This is a genomic window from Nostoc sp. JL34 (assembly GCF_017114945.1).
Taxonomy (GTDB): Bacteria; Cyanobacteriota; Cyanobacteriia; order Cyanobacteriales; family Nostocaceae; genus Nostoc.
The window spans coordinates 16,000-37,577 of record NZ_JABXKQ010000110.1 but is presented as its reverse complement, the minus strand read 5'-3'; the positions used below and the strand labels follow the sequence as shown (position 1 = coordinate 37,577).

Sequence of the window (21,578 nt, the reverse complement as noted above, 5' to 3'; positions counted from 1 at the left end):
TTGTACGTATTTACTTATCTTTACATAGTTTGGTTTTTTCACCTCGTCTTACTTAGAAGTAAGAAAAATTAGTTTATATGATTGTCTATCCGATACAGATTTAAACATTCACGATACAATTCAAGCGTTTACAGTCAAATTTAAATCTGGGAAATCATTACAATTTGACGTTATTCCCGCAGATCCAAAACTGGGAAATTTTACAGAGCAAGACTTAGCTGCAAGAATTGAAAAGGGGTCTGCTAGGTTAAAAGATGTCCTGAAAGCTTTTGTGTATGAATATGATTATATATTTATTGACTGTCCGACAAACTGGATGTTTTTTAGTCAAAGTAGCCTCTACGCTTGTGACGCCGTTTTGATACCTACTAAGCACAATAATTTAGCATCCTTAGACAATGCAGCTAAAGTAATTAAAGAGTTAGTACCAAAAGTTAAGGCAGCTAGACGAGATAGTGGGCCAATCGCCTTACCTATATTTTTTAATGGCGAAAATATCACTCCTCCTCAGCTTAAAATAGCAAATCAGGAAATTGCATCTATTATTACCAGAGAAATTAAAGCATCCAAGTTTAATTTACTCCCTTATTTTTATCCTAAGTATATGAAAGATGACAACAATACAAAAATATTCAGTCTACCAAGTTATGCAATTGTAGCGGGTGCATCCTTCGCTCGAATTCCAGCAGTTTTTAAGGATTCTACTGCTGCAAAATATTATCTTGAACTAGCTAAGGAGTACTTTATTTTATGAGTGATTTTGATAATATTGGCAAACTAATGCATCTAAAGTTAACTGAGATTAAAGCTGGAGATAAGTTTTCCGAATCGGAATTCATCATCAAAGCAGCAGCAGAAACCGTTTTACAAGCTGATGGGCGAAATTGGATTCCTGTTATTGTTAAAGAAATGGGTGACTATCAATATCAAGTTGTTAGTAATCATTTTGTATATGCAGTTGCTCAACAAGCTAAGTTAGAGCGAGTCTGGTGTATAGTCATCTCACCAGAATCTCAAATTATTGAGCAGGCAAAAATTTTAGCTAGAGAAGTTTTACCTAAAGTAAATTTGAATACAGCATCACGAGATACTATTCTAGCCGCACTGAAATACTTAATATCAGAACCAAGTAGTGCTTTAAAGGGTGTAGATCCTATTGTTGCCACAAACCGAATTGCAGAGTCTAATCGTAAAAACTGGTCTAATTTCAATCCTATCCTTACCTTGAAATGTGGAATTACTAAAGGCAAAAAGTTGGATGCTCTTGCAAAAGTATTCTTTCTTCTACCATTACCAGATCCATCGCCGCTACCACCACCAGAAATTGTGAGTATCAAATCTGCATCAAGAGATGAAGTGTTTACTCGTTTGATTTATTTATCAAAATCCCGAATAGATGGGTTTGAAGCTATTGATATAGAAAACTCATCTGATGTTATATTCAGTGCTAGTAAAGGCAAGTGGAAAAGCTTAAATCCTATCTCTCAACTGGAATGTGGTATTGATACTACAAAAATCAAGGCTCTTAAAAAAGTGTTTAGTCTCTAATCTCATCCACCAATTATAGGAATCACAGACACTACTTTCTCAGCTTCATCGACCGTAATTTGCGCCAGCCCAAATTGTTCAATTACTGCTGCATTTGTCGTCAAATGTCTACTCACTTCAGCCACTCGATACTGACTTCCTTGTGAAGCTAAAGCAGCTGGCAATAATAACTGATCTGCTAAATGTTCATCTACTGCTGCGCCGGTGTGATGAAACTCAAGCAGTTGCTGACAAGCAATCTCTGCAACTGTTTCCGCTGACAACCGCAACCGCCCAAATCCACCAAAGCCAGTTAAGCTGTTCTGATACTCAGCAGTTAGGAAAATACCCGCCCCAGGTGCCACACCTCTTTCTCGCAAGGTGTGTACAGTAACTTTCAAATGAGCTGACCTTAACAAATTCTCCGCCCGATTCGCCATCCGTTGGGGAATATGAGAGGGCAATTCTGTTACCACTGCTAGTCCCCGCACCTGTTGCAAATTTCCCCGTTCCAACAAGTTGATCCCGCCGATTTTACCACCGCCATCCACCTGTAACTCTACCTCTCCCCCACCTTGGGGAAACCACCCCCAAGCACCTAACTTGACTTGGGCTTCTATTCCCATGCGTTGCAATATCGGCAGATAAACTTGCTCAATATACGTCACTGTCGGGCTAAAGTTTACATGAGTTCCACCCTTTAGTGTTACTTGGGAATTGCCGGATGCTAGTGCTAAAGGTAAGAGAATTGTCTGTAAAACTAGAGCGATCGCACCCGCAGAACCACCTTGTTGTACTTTAGTAACATCAAAGGTATAAATTCCCGCTTGCACAGCACTACCTGGAATGAATTCCAGCACCATTGAACCCAAAGCATCACCTCGTAGTTGGGCATTACAAATTCTCGCCGCAGCCCGAACTGCTGTTAAGTGTTGTGCTGCCAATCCTGGCTTTTTGCGTCCAGCGCGAATGCCTGTAATTCGTATGGATTCGCCGGTAATGGCGGCTAGACTTAAGGAAGTGCGAAGAACTTGTCCGCCTCCCTCTCCATAGGAACCGTCAATTTCAATCATGGGCGATTTTGGGATGTTGGATTTTGGGTTATCCCCACGGCTCTTAAAATCAAACCACAAATATAAACGCCCAACAACTAGGTTTTTGGAAGAAGGTTACACAAATATACAGATAAAATAGCTACGGTGTACATACAAGTCTCTTGACCTGCACCTTAGTTGCATCGGCCTCAACAACGTTACGCAGTAACTCTAAAAGACTTCTGCGTACATAGTAGCGTGAACTACCCACACTGTACTTGGTACTGCAAGGTTTTATATCCCGCCACTGATTTGGAGTACCAAATTCAGTCGGGGACTTACGGCGAATTAGTTAAGTTCTTAAAAGAAGAGGGGATGAAGAGACAAGGAGAATAACCAATCCCCAATCCCAATCCCCCTTATCCCCAGAAAGGGCCCCACCATCCCCAATCCCCAATCCTTTATGAAACCCGAAATAGCTTTTCATTTATGGAAATTACTTTGGCAAGAATACAGCGCCAGAGTAATTTATGCCCGTACCTACCAGCAAATGATTACTGCTGCGGGTGGGGCTGTCGCCAACGACCATATCGCCTTTCGGTCTTTGCGTTTATTAGTAGATACTCCACGGGGTCAAGTTAACTTGGGAATTGATTACCTTGGGCAACTTGCAGAAGCCTTGGGTTACGTGGCGGCTGGAGAGTATACTTTTGCTCAAACTCATTTGTACGCCCGTCATTATCGTCATCCGCAGCAAGAGAAATTTAACTTACCCAAACTGTTTATCAGCGAGTTGATTGTCGATGAATTGCCTACTAATATTGCTCAACTCATCTCTAAAACTGTATCTTCAATCCCATACGAACTGACCTCACCCCTTACTCTTCTACAAAAAGACACGAACATTGAAACCATCGCCAAACAACTCCAGCAAGTCTTCACCCGCCCTTGGCTACCTCCCCAGCGTTCTGTTGTCGAAGAGGTGAATCAGGTTACTCAGTATGGTGCTTGGGTATTGCTGCATGGATATGCTGTCAACCATTTCACAGGCTACGTCAACGCACAGAATACTCCAGAATATCCAGACATTGATACTACCGCCGATGGTTTGGCTAACCTGGGTGTACCAATGAAAGCAGAGATAGAGGGAAATGTTGCTTGTGGTTTGCGGCAAACTGCAACTCAAGCAGTAACAGAAATGGTGACAGTGTTAGATGATAACAGTGGTGCAGAAATTCAGATCCCTTGGACTTACGCCTATTATGAAATTGCCCACCGCTATCTAGTAGAAGTAGAATCTGGAAAGCAGGTACTTTTCGATGCTTTTTTAGGAAGTAATGCCCAGCAATTATTTGAAATGACTCGTCTATCTAAGTAGCCCAGAGTTGTTAGTAAAGGATTGAGTTCGGTGTTCCAAGCTTGAAACATGAAACTTTAAGCTTGGAACAGCGTGTTTTGGACAAACTATGCCTGCAAAACAAAATCTGATGCCGTGAGAGTTGGCGCACCAGTTAGAGTTGCAAATAGACCACCACTGCCAAAACCAGCCGCGCTGCCATTTTGGTTGTAGAACAACTGCCCACTCACAGGATCGTAGACAATTTTCGCCGTGCTAGTGCTGGCTGAAGAAGTGATTTTAAAATCACTGGCGTTACTAAAACCTGTTCCGGCAGTAGAAGCGATCGCATTAAAGGTAGTCTTATCCAGTAAAATCTTGTCACCTTGGGAACTGTTGAAGTCAGTAATGGTATCTACACCAACAGCAGAAAAGGCAAAAGCAGCATTGGTATTGTAAAGAAATCTGTCAGCACCCGCACCACCAACAAGGATATCATTGCCTGCACCGCCAATGAGAGTATCATTACCAGCGCCACCCCGTAGCAGGTCGTTGCCACTCTTACCGTTAATGGTATCGTTACCCCCCTGACCATTCACCACATCATTTGAGTTGTCAAAACCCGTGATGTTGTTGTCAAGGTCATTGAAGAATGTCACGGTGTTCTTGCTAAACAGGCTAGTTTGAGTGGAATTGGCATCGAAGACATCAAAACTGTCAGCGATGCTGGTCTGTTTATCAAACAGGATATTGCCGAGTGCAGGTGTTGAAGAAGTTGCTGGCAGGTTATCCAGGTTTTCTAATTTGAAGTTTTCCAGAGTGACTTTGGTGTTAGCCACATTTTCAAAGGTGACTTCTAAATTGTTGCCATGAGAAGTTAATTGCAGATTTCTGGCAGTTAAGCCATTACCTGTAAATTTCAGTGTATCAACATTGGTAATCACTGCTAATGATGGGTTTGTGCCTTTGCCTACACCACCAAAATCAGTGATAATATCATTACCATCACTTTGGCGAATTACAAACTTATCTTGACCACCGTTGCCTGTGAGGGTATCGTTACCAGCTTTGCCGTCGATGATGTTGTTCCCAATTGTGCCTTTGAGAGTGTCTACTGAGGCAGTTCCCGTTAGGTTAATCGTGCTGCCACTGCCGATGTTCTTCCCTCCAAATACCACGTAGCTCTGCCCTGAGTAGCCGCCGTTGGGGGAGGCATAAGGTGCCCCAATAATCAGGTCGTCAATGCCATCGTTGTTGATGTCCCCCCCATTGCTGACTGAGGTGCCTGATTGGTTAGATGATGCAATGCCGTTAATTATAAAGCCATTAGTGCCATTCAAATCAGAGAGGTTGAAGGTGCCGCCACTGCCCAGATTCGTTCCCCCAAACACTACATAGCTTTGCCCTGCATCATATTTGCTATTGCCTGTATCATATTTGCCATTGGGGGAGGCAAAAGGTGCCCCAATAATCAGGTCGTCAATGCCATCGTTGTTGATGTCCCCCCCATTGCTGACTGAGGTGCCTGATTGGTTAGATGATGCAATGCCGTTAATTATAAAGCCATTAGTGCCATTCAAATCAGAGAGGTTGAAGGTGCCGCCACTGCCCAGATTCGTTCCCCCAAACACTACATAGCTTTGCCCAGTCTCAAATTTGCCGTTGGAGGAGGCCCTATATGCCCCAATAATCAGGTCGTCAATGCCATCGTTGTTGATGTCCCCCCCATTGCTGACTGAGGTGCCTGTGACTGAGGTGCCTGCGGGATTAAGATTATCTTCTCTGCCGTTAATGAAAAAGCCATTAGTGCCATTCAAATCAGAGCGGTTGAGGGTGCCGCCACTGCCCAGATTCGTCTCCCCAAACACTACATAGCTTTGCCCAAGAAAAAAGTTGCCGTAGATGTCGGCATATATTGCCCCAATAATCAGGTCGTCAATGCCATCGTTGTTGATGTCCCCTGCATTGCTGACTGAGGTGCCTGAGCGATCATCTTGTGCAATGTCGTTAATTATAAAGCCATTAGTGCCATTCAAATCAGAGAGGTTGAGGGTGCTGCCACTGCCCAGATTCGTTCCCCCAAACACTACATAGCTTTGCCCTGGATCAACTTCGCCGTTGGGGTCGGCACGATATGCCCCAATAATCAGGTCGTCAATGCCATCGTTATTGATGTCCCCTGCATTACTGACTGAGATGCCTGAGCGATCATTTTCTGCAATGCCGTTAATTATAAAGCTATTAGTGCCATTCAAATCAGAGAGGTTGAGGGTGCCGCCACTGCCCAGATTCGTTCCCCCAAAAACTACATAGCTTTGCCCAGCACTATGGTTGCCGTTGGGGGAGGCACCAAATGCCCCAATAAGCAGGTCGTCAATGCCATCGTTGTTGATGTCCCCTGCATTGCTGACTGAGATGCCTGAATAGTCACCTCCTGCAATGCCGTTAATTATAAAGCCATTAGTGCCATTCAAATCAGAGGGGTTGAGGGTGCTGCCACTGCCCAGATTCGTCCCCCCAAACACTACATAGCTTTGCCCAGCACTATAGTTGCCGTTAGGGGAGGCACCAAATGCCCCAATAATCAGGTCGTCAATGCCATCGTTGTTGATGTCCCCTGCATTGCTGACAGAGGAGCCTGAGAAGTCACCTGGATTGATGCCGTTGATGGCAAAGCCGTTAGTGCCGTTGAGGGTGGAAAGGTTGAAAACTGAATTTGCCATTATTTCTCCAGTATTAGAAACGCGATTAATCGCGTCTGTACAAGTACTGCAAGGCGTAATTCGTAATTTGTAATTCCGATTACGCAAGAGTTTTAGAGCTTTCCAATGGGTGGCTTCTTTACGCCAAGCTGTACTGAGAGGCTGAATAGCAAGCTGGTTCGTCAGGATTTTTCACAAAAATACTGATACAATTTGCTCTCCTAGCCTCCCCAGCACTGCCGTTAGATTGATAATCACTTACTGTGTTGTAGATTGGGCAATGTCTACGACGGGCTACGCCTACGCTCCGGCTCTCTTCTAAATTGAGCTGCACATCTATTAATATTTCCTCGCTTACTCTCTTTGATGTTTATCTGCTGCCATATCTGACCGATAGCGGTAATTGAATAATTTGTAAGCTTGTAATTCGTAATTAGAAAATTTAATCACGAATTACAAGCTTCCAATTAAAAATTGTATTGATAGCAGTCTTTTGGTGTCAGCTAGTTAACCGTTCTGACTTTGTAAACAAAAATTACTTTTATAAGCGTTAATGCACTTAAATACTCTTATAAACATCTAAGCATTGTCAAGAGGCTGGGTGTCATTTTAGTAAAGTTAGAGTGAATTTTAGGAAGTGCTATGTAAAGTTTTTGTGTCACCCATAGCGTACCTTTACGGGGAAACAAGCTACGCGCAATGTCTCGTAAAGAAGCATTCAGTAAATCTTGTCTGCAACACGCTCTTGCGTTCGAGCGTCACAGTCCGTTGTAGAGATCACACTCTTTTTACAGATTGTGTTGAGGAAGGAAACCCAACATTTGCGCGTTTTTTGACTAACGCTGTGGTTCAATACAAATTAAACCACAGCGTTAGTAACCAAAATGGTGATTTTGTAACAAAAATTATAATGTTTGTAACAAAAATAATGAATTTACTAACCAAAATGGTTTTTTGTAACGAAAATTCTGATGTTTGTAACGAAAATAACGATTTTACTAATCAAAATGGTTATTTTATAACGAAAATTGCGACTTGAGTTACTAAAGTCGCAATTTTTATAACTAAAATCAAGGCTAATGTTCAGAGAATATCGCGTTTTGCCAGATATTGGTACATCTGCCAACGGGCATCTACCTCAGCTTGCGCTTGTTCTAACAAATGCTTGGCTACGTCTGGTTTACTCTTGGTGAGCATCTTAAAGCGATTTTCTTGATACATCGAATGTTCTACAGATTGCGTAGGCGATCGCATATCCAATTGCAATGGATTTTTACCCTGGTTAAGCAACTCTGGATTATGCCGATATAGCAACCAACGACCTGATTCTACCAGAGTTTTTTGATGATTCATCCCTGTGGTCATGTTAATGCCGTGGGCGATGCAATGGCTGTAAGCAATAATCAGTGATGGGCCATCATAAGCCTCTGCTTCTAAAAATGCTTTGAGGGTATGTTCATCTCTAGCACCAAGGGCTACACTCGCTACGTAAACATTTCCGTAGGTCATGGCAATCATCCCTAAATCTTTCTTTGGTGCAGGCTTACCACTGGCGGCATATTTGGCAACTGCGGCTCGTGGTGTAGCTTTAGAAGATTGACCGCCTGTATTAGAATACACTTCTGTATCCATCACCAAAATGTTGACATTTCGACCACTAGCAATTACATGATCTATACCGCCAAAATCTATATCATAAGCCCAACCGTCACCGCCAACAATCCAGACGCTTTTTCTCACTAAGTAATTTGCAAGGGATTTGAGATTTTGGATTTTGGATTTGAGATTGGGGTCGAAAGTGACAATTTCATCTAACTTCTGCTGTAACAGTTCTATCCTTTCGCGCTGTTCCCAAATGTCAGCCTCAGATTTTTGTTCAGCTTTGAGGATAGAGTAGACAAGGTTTTCATGTATTTCACTCCCCAACTGTTGCAACAATTCCGCTGCAAACTCAGCCTGTTTGTCGAGGGAGAGGCGAAAGCCAAAACCAAATTCGGCGTTATCTTCAAATAAATTATTAGACCACGCCGGGCCACGTCCTTCGGCGTTGGTTGTCCAAGGAGTTGTGGGGAGATTTCCACCATAAATTGAGGAGCAACCTGTAGCATTGGCGATGACGGCGCGATCGCCAAACAATTGTGTTAATAATTTCAAATAAGGTGTTTCACCACAACCTGCACAAGCACCAGAGAATTCAAATAGTGGTTCTTGCAGTTGTTGTTGGCGAATCTGGTTTAATTTTAGCGATCGCCTGTCAGGATTAGGTAAACTCAAAAAGAAATCCCAGTTTTTCCGCTCTTGCTCCTGCAATGGCAACTGCTGTGCCATATTAATCGCTTTCCGCGATGGCTCAGATTTATCTTTAGCAGGGCAAATATTTACACAAATCGTGCATCCCGTGCAATCTTCTGGGGCAACTTGAATGGTAAATTTTTGATTAGCAAAGTCTTTATCTTTTGCACCAGTTGATTTGAAGGTTCCTGGTGCATTGACTAACTCAGCCGGTTGATAAGCTTTGGCACGAATGGCACTGTGGGGACAAACCATGACGCACTTACCACACTGGACGCAAACATCCGGCTCCCACACAGGTATCTCTTCGGCAACGTTACGTTTTTCCCACTTGGCAGTACCAACGGGAAAAGTGCCGTCAACGGGTAGTGTACTAACAGGTAAGTCATCACCTTCCCACACCATGATTTTGCCCAGAACTTCTCGCACAAATTCGGGAGCAGAATTAAGTGGAGAGTGAGGAGTTAAAAGTGAGGAGTTAGGAGTGGGGATTGTTTGTGGCACATCTACCTTATGCAAGTTGTCTAAGGTGTTGTCTACAGCTTGCAAGTTCATGCGGACAACTTCTGCGCCTTTTTTACCGTAGGTTTTGTCAATCGCTTGTTTGATTTTAGCGATCGCTTCTTCTTGCGGCAACACACCCGCTAAAGCAAAGAAGCATACCTGCATAATGGTGTTAATTCTACCACCCATGCCGCTTTCACGAGCAACCTGGCTAGCATTGATTACGTATAACTTCAAATGCTTGTCGATAATTTGCTGCTGCACCTTCACCGGCAGATATTCCCAAACGGTATCTGCATTGTATGGACTGTTAAGCAATAAAGTTGCCCCAGGAATAGCAGCTTTCAAAATATCGATGCGTTCCAGAAATCCCCAGTGATGACAACCAATAAAGTTAGCTTGGTCAATTAGATAGGTGGAGCGAATTGGCTCTTTCCCGAAACGGAGGTGAGAAACGGTGATTGAGCCAGATTTCTTGGAATCGTAGACAAAGTAGCCTTGGGCATAATTGTCGGTTTCTTCACCAATAATCTTGATGGAGTTTTTGTTAGCGCCAACAGTACCATCAGCACCCAACCCATAGAACATTGCCCTGACAACATTATCCGATTCTGTAGAGAAGTTAGAGTCAAAGCTCAAGGAAGTATGACTAACGTCGTCATTAATCCCAATCGTAAAGTGATTTTTTGGTTTAGCTTGAGCAAGATTGTCAAAAATGCCCTTCACCATCGCCGGGGTAAATTCCTTAGAAGAAAGACCGTAACGACCACCGATGATTTTAGGCAGAGGGGCAGGGGGCAGGGGGCGGGGGAGAAAATCCTTCCCCCTGCTCCCTGCTCCCTGCTCCCCTGCCTCTTCTCCCCACGCTTCATGAATAGCAGCAACAACATCCAAATACAAAGGCTCACCGGCGCTACCTGCTTCTTTGGTGCGGTCGAGAACTGCGATCGCTTTTACACTAGTTGGTAAGACTGCAACAAACCTTTGGACATCAAAGGGGCGGTAAAGTCGCACTTTCACTACACCAAGTTTTTCACCACGGGCGTTAAGATAATCTACTGTTTCATGGACGGTTTCACAGCCTGAACCCATAAGAACGATAACGCGATCAGCATCGTTGGCACCGTAATATTCATAGATTTTATAATGCCTTCCCGTGCGTTCTCCAAATTCATCCATGATCCGTTGGACAATTTCTGGACAGGCGTTGTAGTAAGGGTTAGCCCCTTCACGTCCTTGGAAGTAGACATCGGGATTTTGAGCTGTTCCCCGCAATACTGGGCGGTCTGGGGTGAGGGCGCGGCTGCGGTGAGCGAGTATGAGATGATTGTGGATTAGCGATCGCAAATCATCATCTGAGAGCAGTTTAACTTTCTGTACTTCATGGGAGGTGCGGAAGCCGTCAAAGAAATGCATAAAGGAGACTCGCGTCTCTAAGGTAGCAGCATGGGCGATGAGAGCAAAATCTTGACTTTCCTGCACCGAAGCAGAACACAGCAGGGCAAAACCAGTCGCCCGAGCTGCCATCACATCGCTATGGTCGCCAAAAATTGATAAAGCGTGAGTAGCCAAAGAACGGGCAGCAACATGAACCACGGCGCTAGTCAACTCACCAGCAATTTTGTAGAAGTTGGGGATCATCAACAATAATCCCTGAGATGCCGTAAAGGTGGTGCTAAGGGAACCTGTTTGCAATGCCCCATGCACAGCACCAGCTGCTCCCCCTTCGCTCTGCATTTGCACGACGCTAGGAACAGTACCCCAGAGGTTAGGACGACTTTCCGCTGACCAAGCATCTGCCCATTCACCCATTGCTGAAGAGGGGGTGATGGGATAAATGGCAATCACTTCATTTAATTTGTAAGCAACACGGGCAACAGCCTCATTGCCGTCGATGGTTGCAAAGGTTTTGTTCATAATTTGATTTTTGTCCCCACCTCTAAGCTGCATTATCAGAACACGTGAATATAAGAATCAGAAAGCCAGAATTAGAGATTGAATGTATTATCTGCATTAAAAATTTAGCGGTAGGATTTACTCCGTGATTAAAGGATAATTTATCTTTCAACAAATCCTGCATCTATTAATATCTCATCTGCGATCCTGCATCTATTAATATGTATTAATAATGTACTCAATCACCAAAGTCTCTCTTTGATAAGACTTTAAGGCAATTTATTCTTTTTTGTGGGGTATAGGTTCGGGAATCTCTGATATATTTTACTTAACCATCAGAGGTCATTTAGAAGGCAAAAATAAAATTACTGTAGGACAAACAGGATGATCAGTAGCTTATTGTGCCTCTCCTACTTAAGATTTACTAACAAAACTCAAAACCAATTTGCTATTCAAGTATGACCTCTTTTTTACTTTCTCTGGCAGTAATTTCAGTAATTGGTAGTATTAATCCTAATGGTTTTGTAGTACAATTTTATCTCCTCAGTACACCGAAACTTGTTATCCGTGCATTAGCTTTTACCCTTGGGGAATATGTTGGACTTTTGATTTCAGGACTGTTAATTGCTTGGGGGATGAGACAAGTAATTCAAGAAATTTTAAATTCTGTTGGTGAGAGCATTTATGGATTACAATTCCTTGCCGGGATAGGACTATTGATTGTAGGATGTAACGCACCAAAAATTTTTACCCCTTCCCCAAAAGCTGTACACCATAATTCACTCAACCCACTGCACACTTTTTTCTTAGGTTTTACCATTGTCGCGGTGGAAACTCCAACTGCATTGCCTCATCTTGCTGCCCTCAAGCAAATGAATGATGCCCATTTTCCAATTTCAATATTTATCTTAATTTGGGCATTATACAATTTAATTTTTATCTTTCCATTATTGATAATGGTTGCCGTCTATCTAGTTTTAAATGACAAAAATATTAGTTATTTAGAAAAATTTTTTTATCGAATAAATAGTTGGAGCAGCAAAATCTTACCATTTAGTTTGAGTGGGATTGGGGTTTTCTTGATTGTCAATAGTCTCATTCAGTTTTTTATTTTGGCTGTAATGACTCTGTAGCAATCATTACTAAATCTCAAAAAGTATCAAAACTTATTCTGTAATATAATAATCTATGTGTTTTTTATTAAGTATAATTTATGCCTGATCGCAGAAAATTTTTAACAAGAGCAGGATACACAACCCTTTCTGCCTTATTGACTATGGGATTTTTACAAAAGGATAAGCAAAAAGAAGACCATAGCACCAATACTATTGCGGCAAATTCTACCAGTACAAATGTAAATACTCCCCTTCGGCAATTAGCTGCGGCCAAAGGAAAGCGTTATGGGGCAGCAATTTCTGGTGAATTTTTGCAAACAGAGAAGGATTACGCTAACCTGATTGCTCGTGAATGTTCAATTGCTACACCCAATGGTGAATTAAAATGGAACGCCACGGAACCACAGCCAGGAAAATTTACCTTTGAATCAGCAGATGCGATCGCTAATTTCTGCCAAAAGCATAATATAGAATTGCACGGGCATACCCTTTTCTGGTACACGGGAAATCCAGACTGGGTTCCTTACCCCCCCACACTTCAGATGATCGAACGCCATGTTAAAGGAGTCATGGGCCATTATCGCAATAGCCCCGTATTAAAGTCTTGGGATATTGCCAATGAAATTATCGCTGATAATGAAAAGGAAACCGACAATGCTACCTATGGTTTGCGTAAAGGGGTAAAACCAGAATTAATTCGAGACTTGTTTAAAATTGCAGCTTCAGTCGATAGCAGCAAGAAATTTTACATAAACGATTTTGGCATCGAAGGTGCCACATGGAAATCAGACCGGTTCTTAAAAATGGTCGAATATCTGAAGAATAATGGCGCTAAAATTGACGGGGCAGGTATCCAGTCGCATCTATGGTTTTCTACTGCATATTCTTTTGACGAGAAAGGATTTAATTCCGTCTTAAAACGGCTTAATGATCTTGAAGTTAAACCAATAATCACAGAATTAGATATTATCATTGATACGCCACTACCCGATAGTATCAAAAAGCTAGATCAGATGGTAGCCGACAGTTACAAGCGATATCTTGACCTGTGTTTTGCGGCTAATGTTGATACTGTAATTACATGGGGGCTTACCGACCGTCATACCTGGATACGTCATCCAGACTGGATGCCAGCAAAATTTAGAGGTAATTCAAGTAATCAGCGATTTTTGCGTCCGCTTCCCTTCGATGAGAACCTGCAACCTAAATCTGCTCGCAATGCTATTGCCCAGGCTTTCCAGCAAGCAACTTAATACTCCACCCAGGCGTAAATAGCATTTTTAACTATTATTATCAGCGAAGTATGTGGCGAGATTCTTCGCTATTCACCAGCATAAAAGTTGAATCAGGCGTATTGACTAATTAATGGTTAAGCCCTTAGTACAGCATTTCATAAATTCGCGGCGAATTGAGCAACCTACTGGTAAGGCTTTGAGAAACTCGATAAGACTACAAACTTGTGAAATCTCGTACTTATAAATATCAGCATTTTATTTTTTTTTTGTTGACTTGAGATACTCCAAATTTCTCGTAAAAATAATGTGCCAACAAACCAAGGTTCAAGTAAGTAACGTCTCCAAAGTCTTTTCGGTTCACACAACAAGCGATACAACCATTCCAAGCCCACCTTTCCCATCCAGCGAGGAGGAGTGGGTATTGCTCCTGCTACATAGTCCATACAGGCTCCAGTAGTCAAAATAATGTTGGTATGAATATGTTCAATATTTTCGGAAATCCAATACTCTTGGCGTGGCATACCCATCCCCACCATTAATATATGGGGTTTGTAAGCATTAATTGCAGCCAGAGTAGCGAGATTTTCCTGACTATCTTTATCCATATCAATGTAGCCATGAGCGCAAGCAATCTGTAAACCAGGAAATCTCTGGCACAAAATACTTGCTCCTTTTTCAGCAACTCCTGGCTTTGAACCTAAATAGAATACACGCCAGCCTTTATTAGCAGCTTCCGCCATCAGAGGCCATACCCAGTCAGCATAGGTTACTCTTTGTTCTCGTTTCATTGGAAAACCCAACAGCTTCCCAATAAACACTAGAGGCATACTATCAATATGGGTGTATTCTGCCTTAGCATAAAAAGCCTGCATTTTTAGATCATTATGGAAGAGATAAAGACTATGCAAGTTGTGATTAGCAATAATCCATTTATCATCCTTATCAATAGATTCTTCAATCAATACATTTAAGTCAGGGATAGAGAGTGCATCGACTTGAGCACCAAGTAGTTTATAAGAAAATCGGTTTTTCATGTCTAATTTTTGTTTTGATAAGTATGAGATGTTATCTCAAGGGAAAGGTGAGGATTTTACAATTAATTAGGAATATTTCAATTTTGAGGTACTGAAATATTTAAAAAAGCTAAGTTGTTTTAGTTAAAAATTATCATCTAAATAAAAAAACTAAAAAACACTTACTTTCATGAGAATTTCTGCGATATTCTCTGCTCTTGCATTCCAGGAATATTTTTCTGTAATTAAGGTATATGCTGTATCTACAAGTGATTGATATTTATCAATATTTGAAGCAGCATCTAGTACTGTGTTAGCGACTTCTTCGCTAGAGTATCCTGTTACTAGCAGATGTTCTAAGTTGCTAAATTCTTCTAACCCTCGCAAGCCTTCTGGTGTTGATACAACTAACTTTCTACTAGCAAAATAATCTAATGCTTTATTGCGAGCACCACCTGCTACTGCTTGTTTTGAGAATGGCAGTAAAGCAATATCTGCATATTTAAGATGTGCAACAAAATCTTCTCTCTTAGGTAAAAATCCTAAAAAAGAAATGTTAGAAGGTATCGGTTGTGAAATATCACTACTATCCCTACCAATAACAACAAAATGTACTTTATTTTGATGACTTTCAACAGATTTAGCAATCTCAATAGTCATTGATACAGACATGTCATTAGTTGGAAATTGAAATGTTTTGGGAGCAATAAGAACCACTATCTTCGCTGGTCTGAATGCTTGATAGGGGTCTTTATCAGGCAAAATTTCAGTATTTAGTAAATCCTCAGTAACTCCATTCCCGATGCAATAAATTTGCTGTGGAGTTTTACCATACCATTGGTAAATTAGTTTAGGAATTGATTCACCTGCTGCAATAATTGGACTGCCAGAGAATATCAAAATTCCCTGAGCAATATATGTCTTAACACATTGTGCAAACTCTTTGAAAGGATTGGCAACTGAAAACAAGCGCATCCAGTATTCATATGGCGAAAATGTATGAAAATCAAATACAAGAGAGCAACTACTGTGTTTTCTAAGTTTTAGTGAAATTAAAGCAGCCAATCCAGGTAGTGTTTCTTGAGCATACACAATATCTGGGCAAAACTCGTCAATGCACTTTTCTATAGCTTGAATATATGACTTCAAGCTTCTTGTTCCAATCGAAAAAGAAGGTGCATAATTAACAGATGAACAATCTAAACCTAGCTGAAAAACATAAAAATATTCAGTAAGATACTTTCCTAGATAAAAAGGTCTAGTAAATGCACCAAATGGTTGACTGGAATCGAGAGTTGAGATAATTAGTAAGCGTTTACCCATAAAACTATTGCTGATTATTTTATAATTTAATAATTGAAAATTGCATTTTTCAAATTATTAAGATAGTTATAAATTACCCAAGTACTATTGACTAATGAATCTTGTGCAAGTATTAAACTTCTGGGTTAGTTTGATTGATATCCTCAGAAAATGTGGGGGAAATTGCCAAATTCTTGTAACCAATAATTGCTCTGATATAGGGTAAAAACCAGTAAAATATCCAGAATGGCCCTGAGTGTCTGCTACAAAAGATAGTCCATGATTTCAATGGAAATCCTTTAAGTTGCAGTACTTTTTTCAAGCGTTCTAATATATTTAAATTGGTATCTACCCAACTATTACGGATAGAATTTTTAGTACAAGTACCAATATATCCAGGAGCTACCCATATTTTACAACCCATTTTCCGCGCTCTCAGTGCATAATCTAAATCTCCTAAACTGTGAACAAAAGCTGTATCAATATTGCCAACTTTTGTGGCAACACTTTTAGGAATTAGCACGCAGTTCCCATACATAGCATCACATTTTTGGGTAACAGAACTTGGTTCTAAAAATTCAAACTTATTAGAATACCACTTTTTAGATTTTACTGCTCCTCCATAAGTTGCTTTTCCTGTCATTGAGTCTTTAGTTGAACCAACTACAATTGAATCTGGATAACCAAGTTCCGTCAAATTTTGATGAACCTGCAATAGTTTACTGACAGCATTTGCTTCCAGAAATGTGTCATCATTTAACCATAGATAATAATCATATTGATGTTTTATGGCCTCACCAAAGGCGAGATGCATTCCTCCTACCCAGAATAAATTGCCATTACCCTGAAGAATTTGTACCTCTGGATATTCTGCTTTGATAGCTTCTGTAGTCCCATCAGAGCTACCGTCATCAGTTAAATAAACATCACAAAAAACTTTTTGCTGATATAAAGCATTTAGACAGGCAAGAGTTGTATTCCGCCTGTTATAGCAGGTCATAATTACAGCTAGATTTGCTTGCTTCATCTCACTTCCCTCATATAATATCTACAAAACAATCATACAAATAATGAACTTTTATGCAAATTTTACAAATTTACCTTCATAATCCAAATATCAAACTTTTACCTTACGTAATATTTTTAAGCAAGTTTAAAATTTAACCATCTTTTCTATCCAGCCACTGACATTAATATCTAAATTAAATTTTTTTAGTTTTTGTTCCATTCTTCTGATTATCAACATATATCTATGCCAAACTGATATGCGAGGCATATTAAGTCTGATAACTTCTTGACATAACCATCGGTATTTATCTGAATTGATATTGATTTTTTTCAATCTTTTGATTTGTGCATTCCAATCGTTATAAAAGAACAAGTTGAAATAATGAATGGATATAATATCATCCCAATGTTTAATTTGTAGTTTCGTTGATAAACGGTTATGTAAAGGTAATGGATAACTATAATTAGGAGGCAGATGTTCGACGTTTTCTTCCAAGGCACATAAAGTTACAGACAAAACAGACTGCTCAACAAAATAAATACCCTGAGGAGGAGTAATATCCAGGTGCATTACTTTTTCAAAATTCTCTTTCCAAGTTGTAAATATACCTGCACTCCTTCTCACAGCAACCAAACCAGAATTCCAGTAAGCTCTGATTCTTTTATTACCAATTGGTGTATCAACAAATACCTCACGCTTTACTCCCAGCACTTCATATAGTTTTTGCCAATACCATTCTTGAGGGTCTTGCAGACCTGTAGAACCAATTCCTTGACCATACTCAGGACGTAACCGTACATTACAATTTGGCGGCAATAAAAATTCTTTTGGTTCCGAAAAAAAGCATTTATCACTATCTAAAAAAACTAATATTTCTGCATCAATATTTTGTTCTGCATAGGCACAAACCAGGGGTTTATTGGCTAAATAATATTCATGAAATTCTCGATTTATAGGAATTTGTTGATGATTCACCTGCAACGCTTCAAACGCTTGTTGGGTTTGCTTTAATATCGGTTCACCTGCTCTTGGATGAAAGCTATATATAGGTGTATTTTTCAATTTACCGCAGAACTTCCTAATACTTTCTGCAAGCATCAAAGATTGACCTTCTAAACGGCCAGGCTCTGTACAAATTATAAAAGCTATAGGTATTGACATACTATGAAGTATTTATTTACTAAGTTAATTACTAAATGAAGATTTATTTGCTATCATCAATATTTCCTGAAATAAAGCTGAATAACGACGTGCTTGAAGTTCCAGAGTGAATTCTTGTTCGGCCTTCTCACGAGCATAGAATGACAGCTTTTGCAGCCGTTGTTCATTTTCAAGTACCCAGCTAATTCCTTTGGCAAAATCCTCAACTTCGTAAGGTTTAGCCAAATAGCCGTTCTGCTGATGATCAACAATATCTTTTAAGCCAGTAGAATTAAACGCCACAACTGGAGTACCACAAGCGAGTGATTCAGAAGCTGTCTGTCCAAAAGATTCTTGCAGAGACGGTACAAGCATCACATCAGCTGCTGAGTAAACAGTTGCTAAAGATATATCATCATGTAAATGCCCCAAATAGTGTGTTTTGAAGCCCAAATCAGGCGGATTTTCGGGTTGAGATGCACCGAAAATAACGACCTCAAACTTCTCTTTCCAAGCAGATTTGCTTAATTCTTGTAGTGCTGGTTGCAGATAATGAAAACCTTTTCTAGAGTCATTAGTTGCATCTAGCGCTCCAAATAGAATGAGTTGTTTATTCAGAGGTAAATTCAGCAATTCTCGTGCTAAACCTTGATGAACAGGTTTATACTTTTGAGTATCCAGTCCATTGGGAATTACTTCAATTCGCAAATTCTTAAACAGAGAACTAGACTTAGCGCATTCGGCTAACCAAGAACCTGGCGAAACAATTGTCAGATTTAAGTTTTTCAAAGCCTTTGCTTTACGTTGCCATACCCAATGGGATAAATCCCAATCTTTTTTGCTATTTAGTTGAGGACAGGCTCCACAAGAGATTTGGTAGCGATCGCAATCTCCAGCATAGCCGCATCCTCCAGTAAATGCCCACATATCATGAATTGTCCAGACCAAAGGGCGCTTTAGCTTCGCAATAGTTTCTATTTGCATAAAAGCTGCACTAATCCAATGCAAATTGATTATGTCTGGATTAATGTGACCAACTTGAGAAATAATTGTATCTGGCAACCATTGAATAAAAAATGGAGTATTTTGCTTTTGAGAATAAAGCTTTAAAGGCAAAGTTTCAAATGTCAACTTTGCCTTGGCTATGCCTTGAAATAATCTGATCTTAGATGCAATTACTGTTTTGTCATCAGTATATTTTTCTTGCACCAGCATTTGTGATCGTAAATCAATATTTTGTAACCCTTTGTGCAAGCGATATGCGGCACGAGCCGCACCACCAGCCACATCCTGGGTACTAAGGAGCAAGACGTTCATATTAGTACTATTTAACTTGCAAAAACATACTCGATAACATTGTTTCTCTATCCCAGATAATTAGTATTATTTGTTTGATTTGATGCCCTCACAATATAACGAGCCTGGTAAATATATTGTTCCGTCGGCATTTATATCTAAGACTTCATCACTAAAGTTTGGAATATCACTTATATGGGCATCTAAAAACTTAATATCTGAAAAACCAACTCTTTCAAAGAGCGTTTTCATACTATAGCTATCATACATCCACTTATGTTTTTCCCCAAGGGTCGTTTCATCTATCAGAGACTTACGGACATAATGTGGTATAAACCTTTTTACCATATCAATATAGAGGTATTTAAATTTATTTTTGAGTTTGTTTTGATTGATACTAAATACCTTTTCCAAGAAAGAATTAGTATTATTGTTTGCTATCTCTTCTTTGATTTTGATACCTGTTCTTGTTTCTACATAGTTGATGGATGATTTATCATTGTTTTCAAGCACTTGTCGCCAATAAGTTTTCATCAAGCCGCCATGTTCTGTTCTAACTAATTGGTCGATTAACTCAATAATAATCCATTCATATTTTTTCCTTTCCTCCTCCTTCTCAATACTGTCGATAATTCTTAAATATTCACGGCATGTTCGCTCTAAGTCAGGAACAACGATGCGTAAAATGCCTTGAGGTTTTAGAACTCTGTAGCATTCTTTCACTAGCATTTCTCCCGTATCCTTCGAGAAATGCTCTAAGACATGACTGCTATAAATTACATCGAAATAATCTTTAGGGTATGGGAGTGGTTGCAGTAAGTTATGGGCAATTACTTCAGGATGCTCAGAATTAAAATCTATATTTATCCATCCAGAAGAAAATCTGTGTCCACATCCAAAATTTAACTTTTTCATGCTTTTTCTCCTTTTAATTATGCAAGTATGTAACCTATTTATATATTGGTGTCTGCTGAAAACTAAGAGTCAGAGATAAAGAAGTTGTGACATACATCAACCAATTCCAACCGGGAGTTAATAATCTTGCTTCTGAGAAATTCACTATGACGATGATAACTAGCATCTGCATTGGCCAATAATCTTCTGGTTTTTTGGCGACAGAAATAATTCGAGTCAATGCCATTACAAAGAATCGAATAAACCCGGCGACAAAAGTCAAGAAACCTAAAAATCCTAATTCTAACAATAGTTGTAAAAAGCCATTGTGAGCATTGCTTGCCCAGTCATAAGTAGCTCTCAGCTTAGATGCAGCATTACTAGTCCAAAATCCAGAGAATCCATAACCTAGCCAAGGTCTTTCCAAAACCTTGGATATCACTAATTCCCAGAGATCAGAGCGCCCATTTAAGGTAAGGTCTTTACCAGAAGTACCAACTACAGTTTCAGCATTATTTATTAGTAACATTGAAAAAATAATCATTAACATTAAAGCCGAGGTAATCATAATAACTTGTAATTTGTAATTAGTTTTTTTTAAGGATTGATAGAAAGGTAAAAGCAATATCATTGTCAATAGGATTGCCAATGATGTTGTTGAACGCGTGAGGATAATTAGACATATTGATAACCCACATAGTGCCCACATCAACCAGCGATATCTATAGCTACTAAGTGCAAGATGTAAAAAAACTCCTGCACTCCAATTCATCATGTAACCTAATTCATTTTTATGACCATAAATTCCGCTCCACATATTTACTAATTCAGGTGATGTGTGAATATAACCTGGGATAAATGCAGAGAATATCATAGATAATAATGCCGCTACACCAAGCGCCCAAGCTATTAGCCTCATTTGTTCCCTAAGGGGATAACGCATTGCTAAATAGATTGCAATAAAATATATTCGGATTAGACCTTTTATATCTTTTAGAGTAGAGCTTAGGTCTTCTGACCACAATATAGAAAATATAACTATTGCTAGTAACAAAAATTGTAATGGACTTTTGGTAATTACATAAATAAAACCTTTCCAGTATAAAATTAGGAAATAAAACAATATTAAATATGAAACTATATTGAATAAGGTATCTACCTTATCGCCTCCAAGGGTAGACATGGAAACTTCTTGTGCAGGGTGTATGGTTAATGCCCCTACAGCAATGAGTAATAGCAAGATAGTTAATATTTTTTCTGTTAATTTTACATTCATTGCTGAT

The 21,578-nt window shown here is 39.9% G+C and carries 15 protein-coding genes; 5 read left to right on the top strand and 10 right to left on the bottom strand.

What is annotated here, in order from left to right:
* Nucleotides 1-67: 67 nt before the first annotated feature.
* Both HWQ44_RS19885 and HWQ44_RS19880 read left to right on the top strand, forming a co-directional pair.
* Nucleotides 68-754 (top strand): ParA family protein, encoded by a 687-nt coding sequence (locus tag HWQ44_RS19885; RefSeq protein ID WP_292722060.1) that lies wholly within the window; start codon nucleotides 68-70, stop codon nucleotides 752-754.
* Entirely contained in the window at nucleotides 751-1,548 is a 798-nt protein-coding gene (locus tag HWQ44_RS19880) for a Rho termination factor (protein WP_292722057.1), read from the top strand. Before HWQ44_RS19885 ends, HWQ44_RS19880 begins: the two co-directional genes overlap by 4 nt.
* Before the next feature lie 2 nt (nucleotides 1,549-1,550).
* Here HWQ44_RS19880 and rtcA read toward each other — a convergent pair whose 3' ends face one another.
* Nucleotides 1,551-2,600, bottom strand: coding sequence for an RNA 3'-terminal phosphate cyclase (gene rtcA, locus HWQ44_RS19875; protein WP_292722054.1), 1,050 nt, complete (start codon nucleotides 2,598-2,600; stop codon nucleotides 1,551-1,553).
* A gap of 424 nt (nucleotides 2,601-3,024) precedes the next feature.
* On the opposite strand from rtcA, the gene HWQ44_RS19870 reads away from it, so the two are divergent.
* Complete coding sequence (locus tag HWQ44_RS19870) at nucleotides 3,025-3,939, top strand: DUF1338 domain-containing protein (protein WP_292722052.1); 915 nt, start codon at nucleotides 3,025-3,027, stop codon at nucleotides 3,937-3,939.
* An 86-nt stretch (nucleotides 3,940-4,025) separates the two neighbouring features.
* Here the strand turns inward: HWQ44_RS19870 and HWQ44_RS19865 are convergent, their stop codons facing one another.
* Nucleotides 4,026-6,620 carry a hypothetical protein gene (locus HWQ44_RS19865; RefSeq protein WP_292722049.1) on the bottom strand — a complete coding sequence of 865 codons (2,595 nt, stop codon included), beginning with the start codon at nucleotides 6,618-6,620 and terminating at the stop codon, nucleotides 4,026-4,028.
* A gap of 1,062 nt (nucleotides 6,621-7,682) precedes the next feature.
* A complete protein-coding gene (gene nifJ / locus HWQ44_RS19860; protein WP_292722047.1) occupies nucleotides 7,683-11,312 on the bottom strand; it encodes a pyruvate:ferredoxin (flavodoxin) oxidoreductase in 3,630 nt (1,209 codons plus the stop codon).
* Between the two features lie 437 nt (nucleotides 11,313-11,749).
* Here nifJ and HWQ44_RS19855 point away from each other — a divergent pair, with 437 nt between their 5' ends.
* Both HWQ44_RS19855 and HWQ44_RS19850 read left to right on the top strand, forming a co-directional pair.
* Nucleotides 11,750-12,424, top strand: coding sequence for a GAP family protein (locus HWQ44_RS19855; RefSeq protein WP_292722045.1), 675 nt, complete (start codon nucleotides 11,750-11,752; stop codon nucleotides 12,422-12,424).
* 80 nt (nucleotides 12,425-12,504) lie between these two features.
* Complete coding sequence (locus HWQ44_RS19850; protein ID WP_292722042.1) at nucleotides 12,505-13,659, top strand: endo-1,4-beta-xylanase; 1,155 nt, start codon at nucleotides 12,505-12,507, stop codon at nucleotides 13,657-13,659.
* A 164-nt stretch (nucleotides 13,660-13,823) separates the two neighbouring features.
* Here the strand turns inward: HWQ44_RS19850 and HWQ44_RS19845 are convergent, their stop codons facing one another.
* The 7 genes from HWQ44_RS19845 to HWQ44_RS19815 form a co-directional block, all read right to left on the bottom strand.
* Nucleotides 13,824-14,675, bottom strand: coding sequence for a WecB/TagA/CpsF family glycosyltransferase (locus tag HWQ44_RS19845; protein WP_292722040.1), 852 nt, complete (start codon nucleotides 14,673-14,675; stop codon nucleotides 13,824-13,826).
* Between the two features lie 150 nt (nucleotides 14,676-14,825).
* On the bottom strand, nucleotides 14,826-15,977 hold the full coding sequence (locus tag HWQ44_RS19840; protein WP_292722037.1) for a glycosyltransferase family 4 protein: 1,152 nt from the start codon (nucleotides 15,975-15,977) through the stop codon (nucleotides 14,826-14,828).
* A gap of 112 nt (nucleotides 15,978-16,089) precedes the next feature.
* Nucleotides 16,090-16,983: a glycosyltransferase family 2 protein gene (locus HWQ44_RS19835; protein ID WP_292722034.1), complete on the bottom strand. Its 894-nt coding sequence runs from the start codon at nucleotides 16,981-16,983 to the stop codon at nucleotides 16,090-16,092.
* 126 nt (nucleotides 16,984-17,109) lie between these two features.
* Nucleotides 17,110-18,126, bottom strand: coding sequence for a hypothetical protein (locus HWQ44_RS19830; RefSeq protein ID WP_292722032.1), 1,017 nt, complete (start codon nucleotides 18,124-18,126; stop codon nucleotides 17,110-17,112).
* A gap of 24 nt (nucleotides 18,127-18,150) precedes the next feature.
* Entirely contained in the window at nucleotides 18,151-19,422 is a 1,272-nt protein-coding gene (locus HWQ44_RS19825; RefSeq protein ID WP_292722029.1) for a glycosyltransferase family 4 protein, read from the bottom strand.
* A gap of 66 nt (nucleotides 19,423-19,488) precedes the next feature.
* Entirely contained in the window at nucleotides 19,489-20,316 is an 828-nt protein-coding gene (locus HWQ44_RS19820; protein WP_292722026.1) for a methyltransferase domain-containing protein, read from the bottom strand.
* Nucleotides 20,317-20,350: 34 nt separating this feature from the next.
* Nucleotides 20,351-21,571, bottom strand: a complete 1,221-nt coding sequence (locus HWQ44_RS19815; protein WP_292722024.1) for an O-antigen ligase — start codon at nucleotides 21,569-21,571, stop codon at nucleotides 20,351-20,353.
* Nucleotides 21,572-21,578 lie beyond the last annotated feature (7 nt).